Source organism: Chryseobacterium sp. C2(2020), assembly GCF_014218915.1.
In the GTDB taxonomy this organism is placed as follows: Bacteria; Bacteroidota; Bacteroidia; order Flavobacteriales; family Weeksellaceae; genus Chryseobacterium; species Chryseobacterium mucoviscidosis.
In genome coordinates this window covers 1-15,833 of the sequence record NZ_JACLCT010000022.1, presented here as the reverse complement: position 1 = coordinate 15,833, position 15,833 = coordinate 1, and the positions used below count along the sequence as shown (strand labels likewise).

Genomic DNA, 15,833 nt, shown 5'->3' with positions numbered 1-15,833 from the left:
TTTTAATAACGAGCCTATCATTTTGATAGGCTTTTCTGTATTTTGGCACATGATGAAATATAAACAAAACGCTCATTTTCAATTAATTAAATTAATCTAAACAACAATGGAACTTCTTTTGGCATTGTCAGTCTGAATAAAATATTTATAAAATGACAATTTCAAGAAAAACGTTCAGAGAACGGGAGCGCTCAAAACTGAGTCTGCTGATGGTATCTTACGTAGTATTTACTTTATTAACCTTAATTGCTGCCGTATGATGTTGATAGTTTTAATTCTTCTCAGCGCCTTATTATTCTGGATCTCTTACAAATCCGTTGAATTTTTTGATAAAATATAAAAATTATGTGGAGTTTATTTTTCCTATCCGTTATCGCCTTTGTGTACATCTGCTATGTATTAATAAAACCTGAAAAATTTTAACCAAAAATAATGAACACAGAAATTTTAGGCATTATTGCCATGTTCACGATTACCTTAGTGATTGGTATTTTTCTCGGAAAATATATTGCTAATGTATACGGCTACAAAAAAACCTTTTTAGACAAAATTTTTCAGCCCGCTGAAAATCTGATCTATAAAATCTCAGGCATCAATCCGAACCGTCAAATGACCTGGAAACAGAATATGTTTGCGATGTTGACCATCAATTTTGTATGGTTTATTCTTGCCTTTTTTATTCTGCTGAATCAATCTTGGCTTCCTTTGAATCCGGACGGAAATCCGGATATGTCGCCGGATTTAGCCTTCAATACCGCTATCTCTTTTTTAGTCAACTGTAATTTGCAGCACTATTCTGGAGAAACGGGAGTCAGCTATTTCAGTCAGTTGTATTTAATGTTCTTACAGTTTGTCTCTGCTGCGACAGGAATGGCTGCAATGGCAGTTCTATTCAAAGCTTTCAGAGATAAAACGACAACAGAACTGGGGAATTTTTACGATTTCTTCACCAAATCTGTGATCCGTATTTTATTGCCTTTAAGCATTGTGGTTGCTTTCATCCTTTCATCCAACGGAAGTCCGATGACTTTCGAAGGAAAAGACCATATTACCACTCTGGAAGGAGCCAAAATGGATGTTTCGCGAGGTCCGGTTGCCGCTTTTGTTGCCATCAAACATCTGGGAACAAACGGAGGCGGATTTTTCGGAGCTAACTCGGCGCATCCGTTAGAAAACCCGAACTACACGACCAATATGACGGAAATGATTGTTCAGATGATTATTCCTTTTGCACTGGTTTTTGCTTTAGGATTTTATCTGAAGAAAAGAAAACTTTCATGGACGATTTTTGCCGTCATGACGATTGGTTTTCTGGCTTTAACCATTCCAAATGTTATTAACGAAACCAATGGGAATCCTCTGATTACCCAAATGGGAGCTGATTCTAATCTTGGAGCGATGGAAGGTAAAGAAATACGTTTCGGAAGTGCTGCTTCAGCGTACTGGAGCATTGCTACAACCGTTATTTCAACAGGATCTGTAAACGCGATGCATGACAGTACGATGCCGCTTTCGGGAATGAATGAACTTCTTGCCATGATGATCAACTGTTTCTACGGAGGATGCGGAGTCGGAATTCTCAACTATTTCATTTTCATTATTCTTGCCGTATTCATCAGCGGATTAATGGTGGGAAGAACGCCTGAATTTTTAGGCAAAAAAATTGAAGCTAAAGAAATGAAGATCGCGATGATTGTGGCTTTATTCCATCCTTTTCTGATCTTGGTAGGAACAGCTCTAACAGCTTATCTGCCTGAATTCGGAGCCAAAACGCTGAATAATCCCGGTTTCCACGGCTTTAGTGAAATGCTGTACGAATTTACCTCATCATCTGCAAACAACGGTTCCGGTTTTGAAGGTTTGGGAGACAATACTCCGTGGTGGAACATTTCCACAGGAATTGTGCTTTTATTATCAAGATTTATCCCGATTATCGGTCCGGTAGCAATCGCAGGATTACTGGCACAGAAAAAATACATTCCTGAGAGCTCGGGAACGCTGAAGACAGATACTGCCACTTTCGGATTTATGACATTAGCCGTTATTCTTCTGATCGCAGCGCTGTCCTTCTTCCCTGCCCTTACTTTGGGTCCGATTGCAGAACAGCTTCAGTATTTTTCTAAATAATTAAAAATTAATTTGAACCGTTAAAGGAATTTAAGAAGTTAAGAAGATTAAGTCAGTCAAATTATTAAGTTTTAAATATTCAAAACATATTTTCTTAATTAAACTTCATTCCTTACATAAATCTTAATGCTTCAAAAAAGAAAAATTTAATTCAAAATCAATTCAAACCATTAAGCAGATTATATAAAGAAAACTAGTCTCAATTTTCATCCATACCCAACTAATATTATCCATTTTTATTCTTTAATATTAATTTGCTTTAATGGTTGATTTTGGTTTCCAATGATATAACACTTTCAAAACAAAATGAAAAATCAATCTCAGACATTGTTTCAAAAAGATTTGGTAAACGAAGCCATCAAACAGTCTTTCGTAAAACTGAATCCGAAAATCATGTTTAAAAATCCTGTCATGTTTCTCGTAGAGATCGGAACGGTTGTCATGCTTATTGTAAGCCTGTTCAGCCTTACCGGAGACAAGTCTCAAGGCAGTTTCAGCTATAATTTTTTAGTATTCATCATCTTATTTTTTACGGTTTTATTCGCCAATTTTGCCGAAGCCATTGCCGAAGCGAGAGGAAAAGCGCAAGCGGATACTTTACGAAAAACCCGTGAGGAAACTCCTGCAAAAGTTGTCGTAAGCAACAAACAGGGATTTCAGGTAGAAACCGTAATGAAAAAATCTGCCGAAATGAAAATGGGCGATATTTTCCTTTGCGAAGCCGGAGATCAGATTCCGATGGACGGAGAAATTATCGAAGGTCTTGCAACCATCGACGAATCTGCCATCACCGGAGAAAGCGCACCCGTTATCCGTGAAGCAGGAGGAGACAAAAGTTCCGTAACAGGCGGTACAAAAGTCCTTTCCGACAGAATAAAAGTAAAAGTAACCACCAAACCCGGAGAATCTTTCTTAGATAAAATGATTGCTCTTGTGGAAGGTGCTTCCCGACAGAAAACACCCAACGAAATCGCATTAACCATACTTTTAGCAGGTTTTACGCTTACCTTTATTATCGTAACCGTTACCCTGAAACCTTTTGCAGACTACGCGCAGACACCGATTACCATTGCGGCATTTATCTCACTTTTCGTTTGTTTGATTCCCACAACGATTGGCGGTCTGCTTTCTGCAATCGGAATCGCGGGAATGGACAGAGCTTTGAGAGCCAACGTGATCACCAAAAGTGGTAAAGCCGTTGAAACTGCGGGAGATATTGATGTACTGCTTCTGGATAAAACAGGAACCATTACCATCGGAAACCGTAAAGCAACCCAATTTCATCCTTCAAATGGAATTCAGCTTGATGAATTCATCAAAGCTTCGGCACTGAGTTCCGTTGCGGATGAAACACCTGAAGGAAAATCGATCATCGAATTAAGCCAGTTAAAATCCGAAGATTTACTTGTTCCCAATCCGGTTTATATCGATTTTACGGCTGAAACCCGAACTTCAGGAATCGATTTTGAAAACACAAGAATCCGAAAAGGAGCTTATGACACCATTAAAAAACTGACAGAAAAAGCGGGAAATATTTTCCCTTCCGAAACACAGGAAGCCGTTACCAGAATTTCCGAAAACGGAGGAACTCCTTTGGTTGTTTCTGTTAATGAAAAAGTCTGGGGTGTTATCGAGCTTCAGGACATCATCAAGACCGGAATTCAGGAGCGTTTTCAGAGATTAAGAAAAATGGGCGTGAAAACCGTAATGGTAACCGGAGATAACCCTTTAACGGCAAAATTTATCGCTGAAAAAGCCGGAGTTGACGATTTTATCGCCGAAGCGAAACCGGAAGATAAGATGAACTACATTAAAAAAGAACAGCAGGAAGGAAAATTGGTTGCTATGATGGGAGACGGAACCAACGATGCTCCCGCACTTGCACAAGCCGATGTGGGCGTAGCAATGAACAGCGGAACACAGGCAGCGAAAGAAGCAGGAAATATGGTGGATCTAGATAATGATCCTACGAAACTTATTGAAATCGTGGAAATCGGGAAACAGTTACTGATGACACGCGGAACGTTAACGACTTTCAGTATTGCGAATGATGTTGCTAAGTATTTTGCGATTATTCCGGCATTGTTCATCACGTTTATTCCGGCGCTTCAAAAGCTGAATATTATGAATCTCCACAGCCCAGAATCTGCGATTTTATCTGCGATTATTTTTAACGCCATCATCATCCCGATCCTTATTCCTTTAGCTTTGAAAGGTGTTGCTTACAAACCAATCGGAGCCAGCGCGTTATTGAGAAGAAATCTCTTAATCTACGGACTGGGCGGAATTATTGCCCCATTTTTCGGAATAAAGCTCATCGATTTAGTTATAAGTCTTTTTTATTAGACTGGAAGTTTGAAGCTGGAAATGGAACGTAATATTTTAACTTCCGTCACTCTTCTTCAATCTTCCTTCTACTCAACTCAAAAATTTAATTCAAATGAAAAATCATATTTTATCAGCATCCAGACTTACATTGGTAATGCTTGTAATTGTCGGAATATATTTAGGAATTGTTTACGCAGGTTCTAAAGTTTTACCGACTCAGGGAAATGCAGAAATTATTAATTTTAAAGGACAGAAATTTTACGCCAATATCGGACAGAATTTTACGTCTCCGAAATATTTTCACGGTCGTCCTTCTGCGGTAGATTACAATGCGGCAGGAAGTGCGGGAAGTAATAAAGGACCAAGCAATGAGGAATATCTTCAGACCGTACAGAAAAGAATTGACACTTTAAAAATGATGAATCCCGAAATGCAGAATGCAAAAGTGCCTGTAGAACTGGTAACGGCAAGCGGAAGCGGACTTGATCCGGACATTTCTCCGGAAGGCGCTTTTTATCAGGTTAAAAGAGTGGCAATAAACAGAAATATCAGTTCAGAAAAACTGGAACAACTTATCAAAAATCAAACAGAAACATCTATTTTCGGTCCGTCAAAAGTAAATGTATTGAAACTTAACATTGCTCTGGATCAGCTTAAATAAAGTAAAATTTTATGAAAAAATATATTGCGGCATTCTTACTTGCAGGATTTTTCTTACCAAAGGCACAAAACACAGACTCTGCAAAAACCGATGCCAAGCTGAAAATCTCTGCTTATGCTGAACTTTTTTACACCTATGATTTCAATGAACCTTCCGGAGGAAACCGCCAGAACTTTTTGTACAGCTACAACAGGCACAATGAAGTTAACCTCAATTTAGGATTCATTAAAGCCAACTATGAAAACGACAGGATGCGCGCCAATCTCGCTCTGATGGCGGGAACTTATGCACAGGATAATCTGGCTGCGGAACAGGACGCTCTGAAATATGTAAATGAAGCGAATATCGGAATTAAAATTTCCAAAACAAAAAATCTGTGGATTGATGCAGGAATTATGCCGTCGCACATTGGCTGGGAAAGCGCAATCGGGAAAGATAACGTTAATCTTACCAGAAGTCTCGCGGCAGAAAATTCTCCCTATTTCGAGACCGGAGCCAAAGTTTCTTACACTTCGGATAATGGAAAATGGTTTCTGAGCGGTCTTGTTTTAAACGGATGGCAGAGAATTGCAAAAGCTGAAGGAAATAAAAGTCTTTCTTTCGGGCATCAGATTACTTTTAAACCCAATGATAAGATTACACTGAACAGCAGTTCGTTTATAGGAAACGATAAACCGCAAGATGATAAAAGAATGCGTTACTTCCATGATCTGTACGGAAATTTTCAGTTGACGGATCATTTCTCAACGACGTTAGGTTTTGATGTCGGAGCCGAACAGAAAGAAAAAGGAAGTGAAAGCTACAACCTTTGGTATTCTCCAAACGTATTGATGAAGTATCAGCTTGATGATCAATGGAGTCTTGCGGGACGTGTGGAATATTTCAGCGACAAAAACGGGGTTATCATCGCTACAGAAACGCCTAATGGATTTCAGACTTTCGGATATTCTCTGAATGTCGATTATCAGATCCTGAAAAATGTGGTTTTCCGTACAGAAGCCAGAGGATTTACTTCTAAAGATGCCATTTTTGTAAAAAATGACAATTTAAGACAGGGAAATTTTTTCATCACCACCAGTTTAGCTGCCTGGTTTTAAGAGAAATTATTAAGTCTAAAGCAGGAAACCTCACAGGTTTTAAAAACCTGTGAGGTTTGTAATGACTTTGATAACGATGATAATCCTTTAAAATAAAATTAAAACAATAAAAGCCATGTCTTCTTCAGCAAAAGATTTTTTAGAACTCATCCAGAAATCCAGAAAAGGGAAATTTAAAATCTACATCGGAATGAGCGCAGGAGTAGGAAAAACCTTCCGTATGCTTCAGGAAGCGCATGCTCTTTTGCGAAACGGAATTGATGTAAAAATCGGCTACATCGAAACCCACGGAAGAGAAGAAACTGTCGCTTTAACAGACGGAATCCCAGAAATACCGAGACGGTCTTCTTTTTATAAAGGTAAAAATCTGGAAGAAATGGATCTTCAGACTATTATTAATACCCATCCCGAAGTTGTTTTGGTGGACGAACTGGCTCACACAAACATTGAAGGTTCCAAAAATAAAAAAAGATGGCAGGATGTTCTGGAAATTCTGGATAATGGAATCAACGTCATCAGTGCGATGAATATTCAGCATATTGAAAGCCTGAATGAAGAAGTAAAAAAGATCACCGGAATAGAAGTCTCGGAACGGGTTCCCGATAAAATTCTGGCTTTGGCGGATGAGGTTGTGAACATCGATTTAACCGCCGACGAACTTCTTACGCGCCTGAAAGAAGGAAAAATTTACAAAAAAGAGAAAATCCAAACGGCTTTAAGCAATTTTTTTCAGAGCGGACATATTTTGCAGCTTCGGGAACTGGCTTTAAAAGAAGTGGCAACCCATGTTGAAAGAAAGGTAGAAACGGAGATCAAAACTGAAAATTTTAAACCCATAAAATTTCTGGCGTGCATCAGCAGCAACGAGAAAATAGCCAAAAATATCATCCGGAAAACGGCAAGACTGGCAAGTTATTACAACAGTCCGTGGACCGTTCTTTACATCCAGAAACCTTCAGAGAATCCTGAAAAAATTGCACTGAACAAGCAGCGATTTCTGATTAATAATTTTAATTTAGCTCAGGAATTGGGAGCCAAAGTGATCCGGCAGAAGGAAAGCAGTATTCATAAAGGGATTCTGGACTATGTGATTGCGCATAACATCACCACCGTATGCATCGGAAAACCGCACGCTCATCTTTTGCAGAGAATTTTCGGCTATAGCTGGATCTACACGTTAATGAACCGACTGAATGAAAGACAGATCGACATTATTATTTTATCTTAGAATGCAATGAAACTAAAAACGAAACTCACCCTCGGAGTAGGTCTTTTATTTGTGCTGATTGTTCTGCTATCGGTTATCGGGTCTTTTTACATCAATAAACTGAAATCTGACACAGAAAAAATTCTTATCGCCAATTACAACAGTCTGGAATTTTCCCAGAATATGCTTCTCGCACTGGATAAAATGAAAACCGACAGCGCCGTTGCCATTAAAGATTTTAAGAAAAATAATCTTCTTCAGGAAAGAAATTTAACGGAATTCGGAGAGAAGGAAGCTACCCAGAATCTTAATCTTCATTTCAACAGCTACATCCATGATCCTTCACCGGAAAAGGAAAAGCTGATTCGTGAAGATCTGGTGAAAATCATGTCGCTCAATATGAAAGGAATTGAGCGAAAAAGCGATATTGCCATCATTACAGCAAAAAATGCAACGTTCTGGATCGCCTGTCTCGGAACCATCTGCTTTTTAATTGCGATCACGCTTGTTTTTAATCTTCCTCAGACGATTGCGGAACCCATCAGTCAGCTTACGTTCAGCATCCGTCAGATCGCGAATAAAAATTATAACGAAAGGGTTCATTTCAGGGGAAGTGAAGAATTTAACGATCTTGCCAATTCTTTCAACATCATGGCAGAAAAACTTCAGGAATATGAAAGCAGTACTTTGTCTGAACAGCTTATGGATAAAAAACGGATTGAAACACTGGTGAATAATATGCACGATGCTGTAATCGGTCTGGACGAAAATCATTTTATTTATATGATTAATGATGAGGCTCTTAAAATCACGAATCTCAATAAAGATGAAATTATCGGGAAAACGGTTCATGAAGTGGCTGTAAACAATGATCTCATAAGGGAACTTCTGAAAAACATCAATCATCCGCAGAAAGATCCTATTAAAATTGTAACCGATAATAAAGAAAATTATTTTGAGCAGGATGTAATCCCGATCAATATTACAAAAACGGGAGAAAAGGAAAAAAAATATATCGGAAAGGTTATTCTGCTGAGAAACATAACTCCTTTCAAAGAACTGGATTTTGCAAAAACCAACTTTATTGCAACTATTTCCCATGAATTAAAAACTCCTATTTCTGCCATAAAAATGGGCGTTCAGCTTTTGGAAAATCAAAAATTCGGGGAACTGAATGATCAGCAGAAAGAGTTATTAAAAAGCATTAATGAAGACGGACAAAGACTGCTTGATATTACGGGAGAACTGCTGAATTTATCCCAGGTGGAAACCGGAAATATCCGCCTGAATATCGAAAGCTGCGCTCCAAAAGAAATGGTACAGACTGCTGTAAAAAATGTGGAAAAACTGGCAGAACAGAAAAACATTTCGATACAGACGCAGTTTCTGACGGATGAAAAGGACTTTGTTTTGGCTGATTTTGATAAAACAGTATGGGTCATGAATAATTTCCTGAGCAATGCGATTAAACATTCTTTTCAGGACGAAAATATCCTGATTTTGGTTGAAAAAGAACATTCGGGAATTAAATTCAGCATTACCGATACCGGAAAAGGGATTGAAGAGAAATACCAGCGACAGATTTTCGACCGCTATTTTCAGGTTCCGGGAGAACATCAGAACGGAACCGGTTTAGGACTTGCAATTTCTAAAAATTTCATTGAGAAACAAAACGGAGAAATCGGAGTTAAAAGTTCTTTAAATCAGGGAAGTACTTTTTATTTTGTGTTGCCGATGGTTTAATTTTTTTGTATATTTGATTATGAAATCAACAAAGATATTTCCTAATATTGTGCGACAGCTTCGCAATCAAAAATTGCATAACGGACAGCCTTTTATGATTAATACAAAAGAGGTTAATCCAAATGAATGCTATTTGGAATATCCCGATGGAAGTATAAAGCTTGTTGTTATTCAGGAGAATAAAAAAGATTTTTCTGTTATTCGGGAATTAACTAAATCCGAAGCTCATCATTTACGAAAAAGATTAAATTTTTCAGATTTTTAATGCCTGAATTATATATTATAACAGGCTCTAACGGAGCAGGAAAATCATCACTCGGTCCTCATTATGTTCCTGCCGCTCTAAGTGATTCTATTTTTGACGGTGACAAATTATTAATGGTGAAGAAAAGTGAATTTTGGAAAAAAGGAATCCGATCATCAAAAGAATGTACAAAATTAGCTGCGAAAATTGTTGAAGATACTTTTGATAAGCTCGTAGAAACATCTTTAGGCAACAGCTTAGATTTTGCTTATGAGGGGCATTTTACCAATCACGAAACATGGTCGATCCCACAAAAGTTTAAAAATGCAGGCTATAAAATCCATTTAATTTTTTTTGGACTTACCAACACCGATTTATCTGAGCTGAGGGTACTTTACAGAACAAAAGAAGGAGGACATCATGTTGATCCTTTCACATTGGCTACCAATTTTTATGGTAATTTAGAGAAACTTGATATTTACTTTAAAATTTTCGATTCTGTTGAGATTTACGATACCTCCGGAATTGAACACATCCCTTTAGCTAAAATTGAAAACGGAAATATTTCATCATGTATCAGTTCATCACAATTACCTGATTGGTTTACAGAATATCTTCCCAATATTTCGCTATTAACCGAAAATAAAAGTTTTGAGTGATTGTAATTTCTTTTAAAATGAATAATATTTTTTTTCTGGTTTTTGTAATCGGATTTTGCTTATTTGCTATCGGAAAAACCATTTACTATTTTATTGAAAAAAAGAAAGTTCTTACAACCTGTAAAAATTCAGATTCTATTGAAATAAAAAATATAAACGGTACAATATTTACGGACAGTGGAAATAAGAACAGATTGGAATTATGTACTTTTACTCTTTTCATCAATGAAAATTCTATCTTTCTGTTCGCTTTAAGTTTCAGCTTCATCCCTTTACAGGTTATCAATCTTTTATTTTCAAATAAAAACAGAAAAAATACACGACATCCTATTCTTTTAAGAGAATATAAAATTGATGAGAAGAATGCCGTATTGGTCTATTATCCCGACCACATACTCGGATCGAAAAAAATAACTTTGAAAAATCTTAATCCAGAACAGCTTTCCATTTTAGAAAAAACATTAGAAGGCAAAAGCCGCAGATTTTATTAATATGAAAATAGAACTTATACCTGTTATAGAAGTTTCAAATTACGATGAGGATCTGGAAATGCCTTCCGGTTCCTATTTGGAATTTACGGATGAGTGGGAAAAATATAAAATTTCTGTTAACGCAAAGGCGGGTTTTTCCGAAAGTTTCAAAGCTTATTTTAAAAGTTCTTCTTTTTACAGAATAAGTGAAATTTCTGATGCAGATCTGTTGAAAATCATTTACAGAGAAATTGAAATACAGCAGACTGAAGAAAATCGCGGAATTGATGATTTGGTGTGTTCTATGGACGGCGGTTACATTTTAAAGATTAATGATGTTGACACCTATTTTCCACAATGTTGTGGAAGGCTTAAACACATTACTGAATGGGAAGATCTTGTTTCCGACGAAGGGAATCATTGTTTTTATACAGGACATCCCTCTCCGAAAGTTAAAATACAGGAACATAAGATCATTTTCGATTTTTTACATTCTATGCCTCAGGAAAGTTATGCTTATCCTTTTTCGGAGGATCAGATTGAAGTAGATAAAGAATCATTAAGAACAGCAATTAAAAATGTAAAAAAAGAACTTCAATATTTTGCTGAGCAGCTCATCAGAATTAATAAAAAAGAAAACTTGAATATTCCTGAAATTGATAAGATCTTAATTTATGGAATTGATGACTAAATATAAAAACTGTAATAATTCCGGCGGAAGCTTCGCTTCCGCCGGAATTATTACTAATATCATAAAATCAGAAAAATAATTATTTTTAACTGTTAATACAAGAGATGAAAAATAATATTGCTTTACAGTTAGTCGAAATTTGTAAAAAGCACCATCTTAAAGAAAAAGCATTCGATAGCTTTGAAAAATTATTTCATATAGAAAATGAAAATGACCCTGATTTTCTTAAAGGTTACAAGAAAGAGGAAATGAAGATCTTTTTTGGAGGACATCAATTTAATATTCACCATCATTTTTATACAAGTACCATTAATACCAAAATAATTTTTTACGATTCAGCGGATGTTGAAGCTAGTTATTGGGATCCTGTAGGTTACTATGTTTTAGAAGCCGATTTTGAAGGAGAAATCACAGACGATTATTTTGTAATAGAAAGAGAAAACAAATTGGCGGAATTGATATTATTAAAGAGTTTTCACATGTATTCGCCAATCTTCCAACAGATTATCTGAAAAGAAATCACCTTCAGTATAATTTTGTTTCTTACCTTTCTTTAGTAGGAACTTTATTTACAAGTAAAAATTATGAAGGTTCAGGACGTTTCATTCATCGCGCATATTTTAATCTTAAAGAAACCGGTGAAGAGCATTTTGAAAAGGAATTTCTCAAAAAGTCAAAGAGATTCTTGAAAATGATGAAAAAGTATTTAATTCATGAGAATTTGATTTCCGAAAAGCTACAATCAGACTTTCAGAAACTTGACTAATAATAATTACACACTTGAATTAAATACTGATACCCCTTTCAATATGCCGGAAACTTTAATCTTTTTTACCGCTTTACTGGCAATTTCAAATGTCCACTATTTCCTCTTTTTCAGGAGGGAAAATAAGCAGATGAAGCTGAAAATATATTTAACGGTACTTTTCATGATTACCATTTTGGCAAGTTTGTATATCATTATTGTTACTCCACATTTCTTTGAATATAAAGGTTTGGAAAACTGCTTGTTTCTGGTGATGATTAACTTTGCTGTTCCCGGATATCTCTTAATGCTTTTCGGGATCAACAGTCTCTTGGAAAACATTCCGATTATTCGTGGCTATTTTACTTTCAATGTTATATTTGGTATTTTAGTTCTGAGCTCAACAATATTATACTATTTTTTAAGTATGCTTATTTTATCAATTGATTATTTCTAAAAATTTAAATCATTATAACAATGGATAACGATCTACAAAATGAAATAAACTTACATTCTGCAGGAGCAACGGTAAGACACGCTTCTATTTTTAATCATTTGGAAACACATAAAAATGATTTTGAGCTAACCCAGGAATTTATTAATAAATGGGTGATTCCTTTGTACATGAAAATCAGGAATACAAATGATAATGAATGGGTGGAATATCTTAAACAATTTAAGGACGAAATTACAGAAGAAGTTACGCTGACTCTTTTGGGCGATTTCAATTGGCGAACAAGAACTATCGGAGCTTATCTTTCTGCATTGAAAAACTATGAAGATCAAATAGATATTATTGGTATTCATTTACTTAAAAGTGAAGTTTGCTATGCAGGAGATCTTTATGCTATGGTTCTGGCTTACTATAATACTCCAAAGACTATTGAATATCTTAATACCTATTTAGATTATTATCTTCAAAAACCTGAACTCTACTTCGATCAGGAAAGCGTTCTTGAAGCTATTGCTTATCTCGATATGGTTAACAATACGAATAATCTTTCAAAACATATTAAGCAATGGAATACAATGCTTGAAAACAGAGGAGAAATTTCCAAAGTCAGAAATATCCAGATTGCAAAAATTATTGAGGAGCAGGAAGGAGCACACAGATCACAAAAATTCTTAAACAGTCTTAATCATATCATTATCAATCCAGAATTAAACACAAAGCGAATAGCAGAACAAATTGACTTTTTAAATCGCTTAAAAGATTTCTTCACTTAGAATAATGTTTTACCTTTGATCTTTATTACGTTTAAAATTATAAAAGCAAATGACTACAGACACATTAGACTTTTGGGTAGGAAATTTCAAAAGCGAGGAAGATTTTTATGAATTTGTGGAAGAAGATGAAAACTTTTATCTTGAAGAAGATTCTGATGATGTTTTTATTTCAAAATTTGCAGAATCTCAGGATACGATTTGGCTGGATCACGATTTTGTAGAATACGGCTATGAAAACGGAAACGGAACCATTTACGAAAAATTTGCAGATTATTCTTTTGCCGAACAGTGGCTCCCAATTTTAATCAACAGGCTCAACGGACTGAATCTTGATTTTGATATCAATTCCATTATTTTCCTGAATAAACAGATTCCGAAACCGACTTCCGTAGAAACAGATTTTTTCTCTTTGGTTTACATCGGAGGAATTGAATATTCTGCGTAAAATATTTAAAAACTTATAACCTTTTTCAAATTATTAATGAACATTTATTCTGTTCTTCAGATTGGCGATTACCACATTAATCATTGCGAAGATTTTCTCATCACAAAGAAAATAGGGAGCAATAAGATTCTTTGTGCTGTAATGGATGGATGTTCAACTGCTATGGAAAGTCAGTTTGCTTCTGCACTATTTGGGAAGATCCTGCGTAAAATATGCATTGAAAAAGGTTATAAAGAATTATACGAAACAGAGAAAAATTCTGATCCTGAAGAAGATTTAAAAGCTGTTTTACAAGAGCTGTTTAAAGAAATTACAACCGTCAAAAATTATTTACTGCTTGATGAAAAAGAACTTCTTACGACATTGATTATTCTTCTTTACGACACCAAAAAAGACGAAGGAATTATCATGTGCATCGGAGATGGTTTTATTTCCGTAAATGGAAAAGCCACAGAATTTGAAAGGGACAACAAACCGCATTATCTTGCGTATCATTTAAAAGAAAATTTCGAAGAATTTTACTTTAATCAGACGCAGAAAATACGATTCAGTAAGCTTGAAGATGTTTCTATTGCTACAGATGGAATTTCATCTTTCATCCCTATTAAAAAGACAGATCACAGCGAAAAAATCAATACGGCAGACTATCTTCTCTATGATAAAAGCAATGTTGAATCTGAAGAAATGCTTTCTCTGAAATTAAAAAAACTGGAACATCATTACGGGATGAAACCAACTGATGATCTTGCCATCATAAGAATTATAAAATAACACAAATGAAAACATTCACCCTTACAGGCGGTGCCAGAATCGGCAGAGCCAATGCAACCTACCCTTTTGCAAATTTATACGTAGACGAAAATACCCTGAAAATAAATGCCTCACTGGTAGGAAATCTTATCTTTCAGCCGCAGGATATTATTTCGATAAAACACTATTCTTCGGTTCCCTTCATTGGAAAAGGTATCAAAATTCTGCACAGAGTTGAAAACTACAATCAGCACGTTGTGTTCTGGACAATGACAGATCCTAAATTTGTAATCAGCGAAATTAAAAAGACCGGATTTTTGGAGAAAACTAATTTTCCTTCAACCGAAAAAGATTTAACGATCGTTCAGCAGCAAAAACAGGGCGGATTTCCATTAAAACCTTTTGTGAAAATCATTTTTACAATAATTTGGTATCCGCTTTTTTTGTATGATTTTATTCCGTTTTTTTGGGGGAATAAAGAGGGAAAACCTTTTGGTACGGGAGTCTGTACAGCATTGGGATTACTTTTTACCACAGCTTTACTCACCTTAATTTCAGGAGATTTCCGAAAACTGATTTTAAAAGAAGGTAGAACACTGGACGATATAAAAAAATCAGCCATTTTTATCTTACTGATCAGCGGAATTATGTTTACCGCTTTCCTTACATTTGCTTTATCATAACTTAATAAGATGATTTCTAAAAAGTTACTTCGTATTACTATAGCTGTTTTATTCCTGCTTATCGTCGTTCATACTTTAGGAAATTATCTTATCCTTTATCCGATGAAGTTTGATTTCCTGACCGTTATTTCGGAAAGTCAGCCTCATTACCTTCTTTTTATTATTGCTTTTTTTGTTCTTATTTCATGGTTGATAAGCCATGTCAGAATTAAGAATTTAAGCCCTAAAAACAGATTTCTTCTGACTTTCACCATTTTGTGCGGAATAATGCTTTTATGGATAGGTTATTATAATTTAAGCACTTTCTTTAATACCCGAAAAGTGATTACGAAAAGTGAAAATGAATACATTCAACAGGCAAAAGAAGATATTAAAAATGATCAGGTTACTTTTAGATTTACCGGAGGATTTGAATTACCAAACAATGACCGTAAAATGGATGTAAAAATTGACAGCATTCAACAAAAATATGGAGTCCGAAACCAAAATACAGGTTGCATTATAGACGAAATTGATACTAAAGCTCAGGAAAAATATATCGAAACAGTAAAGCCGTATTTAGAAAAAAGGAATGGAAAAGGCTGGGAAAGTAAAATGAAGAATGAAATCGAAAAACTACGGTAAATTTTATCCAATAAAACATTGTTTGTTAAAATAAAGACACAAAAATTTTATGTGTAATTGGTAGTGTCCTACTAACTGTGTAAGTAGAAAAGTTATTCTGAAAAATTTTGAGCCCTCAAAGCTCAAAAAATT

Annotated in this window: 17 protein-coding genes; all 17 read left to right on the top strand. The window is 35.5% G+C overall.

What is annotated here, in order from left to right; translation table 11 throughout:
* Positions 1-432 precede the first annotated feature (432 nt).
* The 17 genes from kdpA to H6W52_RS13140 all read left to right on the top strand — a co-directional run bounded on the left by kdpA (position 433) and on the right by H6W52_RS13140 (position 15,701).
* On the top strand, positions 433-2,127 hold the full coding sequence (kdpA, locus tag H6W52_RS13220) for a potassium-transporting ATPase subunit KdpA (protein ID WP_116096339.1): 1,695 nt from the start codon (positions 433-435) through the stop codon (positions 2,125-2,127).
* A gap of 306 nt (positions 2,128-2,433) precedes the next feature.
* Positions 2,434-4,473, top strand: coding sequence for a potassium-transporting ATPase subunit KdpB (kdpB, locus tag H6W52_RS13215; protein ID WP_116096341.1), 2,040 nt, complete (start codon positions 2,434-2,436; stop codon positions 4,471-4,473).
* A 94-nt stretch (positions 4,474-4,567) separates the two neighbouring features.
* Positions 4,568-5,116 carry a K(+)-transporting ATPase subunit C gene (gene kdpC / locus H6W52_RS13210; protein ID WP_116096343.1) on the top strand — a complete coding sequence of 183 codons (549 nt, stop codon included), beginning with the start codon at positions 4,568-4,570 and terminating at the stop codon, positions 5,114-5,116.
* Between the two features lie 11 nt (positions 5,117-5,127).
* Positions 5,128-6,213 carry a porin gene (locus tag H6W52_RS13205; protein WP_116096345.1) on the top strand — a complete coding sequence of 362 codons (1,086 nt, stop codon included), beginning with the start codon at positions 5,128-5,130 and terminating at the stop codon, positions 6,211-6,213.
* A 115-nt stretch (positions 6,214-6,328) separates the two neighbouring features.
* The gene (locus H6W52_RS13200; RefSeq protein WP_087706811.1) at positions 6,329-7,441 is read left to right on the top strand and encodes a histidine kinase; all 1,113 of its coding nucleotides are present in this window, start codon (positions 6,329-6,331) and stop codon (positions 7,439-7,441) included.
* Positions 7,442-7,447: 6 nt separating this feature from the next.
* Positions 7,448-9,163 carry an ATP-binding protein gene (locus tag H6W52_RS13195; protein ID WP_185216749.1) on the top strand — a complete coding sequence of 572 codons (1,716 nt, stop codon included), beginning with the start codon at positions 7,448-7,450 and terminating at the stop codon, positions 9,161-9,163.
* A 19-nt stretch (positions 9,164-9,182) separates the two neighbouring features.
* Positions 9,183-9,428 carry a hypothetical protein gene (locus H6W52_RS13190; RefSeq protein ID WP_116096347.1) on the top strand — a complete coding sequence of 82 codons (246 nt, stop codon included), beginning with the start codon at positions 9,183-9,185 and terminating at the stop codon, positions 9,426-9,428.
* Positions 9,428-10,066 (top strand): zeta toxin family protein, encoded by a 639-nt coding sequence (locus H6W52_RS13185; RefSeq protein WP_116096349.1) that lies wholly within the window; start codon positions 9,428-9,430, stop codon positions 10,064-10,066. The genes H6W52_RS13190 and H6W52_RS13185 overlap by 1 nt, the downstream gene beginning before the upstream one ends.
* 17 nt (positions 10,067-10,083) lie before the next feature.
* Complete coding sequence (locus H6W52_RS13180; RefSeq protein WP_116096351.1) at positions 10,084-10,557, top strand: hypothetical protein; 474 nt, start codon at positions 10,084-10,086, stop codon at positions 10,555-10,557.
* Position 10,558: 1 nt separating this feature from the next.
* Positions 10,559-11,227, top strand: a complete 669-nt coding sequence (locus H6W52_RS13175; protein ID WP_116096353.1) for a hypothetical protein — start codon at positions 10,559-10,561, stop codon at positions 11,225-11,227.
* Positions 11,228-11,331: 104 nt separating this feature from the next.
* Positions 11,332-11,739 carry a hypothetical protein gene (locus H6W52_RS13170; protein WP_116096355.1) on the top strand — a complete coding sequence of 136 codons (408 nt, stop codon included), beginning with the start codon at positions 11,332-11,334 and terminating at the stop codon, positions 11,737-11,739.
* Between the two features lie 246 nt (positions 11,740-11,985).
* Positions 11,986-12,429 (top strand): hypothetical protein, encoded by a 444-nt coding sequence (locus H6W52_RS13165; protein WP_185216747.1) that lies wholly within the window; start codon positions 11,986-11,988, stop codon positions 12,427-12,429.
* Between the two features lie 20 nt (positions 12,430-12,449).
* Entirely contained in the window at positions 12,450-13,199 is a 750-nt protein-coding gene (locus H6W52_RS13160; RefSeq protein WP_116096359.1) for a DUF6000 family protein, read from the top strand.
* 49 nt (positions 13,200-13,248) lie between these two features.
* Positions 13,249-13,644 carry an immunity 22 family protein gene (locus tag H6W52_RS13155; protein ID WP_116096361.1) on the top strand — a complete coding sequence of 132 codons (396 nt, stop codon included), beginning with the start codon at positions 13,249-13,251 and terminating at the stop codon, positions 13,642-13,644.
* Positions 13,645-13,680: 36 nt separating this feature from the next.
* Positions 13,681-14,415 (top strand): protein phosphatase 2C domain-containing protein, encoded by a 735-nt coding sequence (locus H6W52_RS13150; protein ID WP_116096363.1) that lies wholly within the window; start codon positions 13,681-13,683, stop codon positions 14,413-14,415.
* Positions 14,416-14,420: 5 nt separating this feature from the next.
* Positions 14,421-15,077, top strand: coding sequence for a hypothetical protein (locus H6W52_RS13145; RefSeq protein ID WP_116096365.1), 657 nt, complete (start codon positions 14,421-14,423; stop codon positions 15,075-15,077).
* A 9-nt stretch (positions 15,078-15,086) separates the two neighbouring features.
* A complete protein-coding gene (locus tag H6W52_RS13140; protein WP_116096367.1) occupies positions 15,087-15,701 on the top strand; it encodes a hypothetical protein in 615 nt (204 codons plus the stop codon).
* Positions 15,702-15,833: the final 132 nt, after the last annotated feature.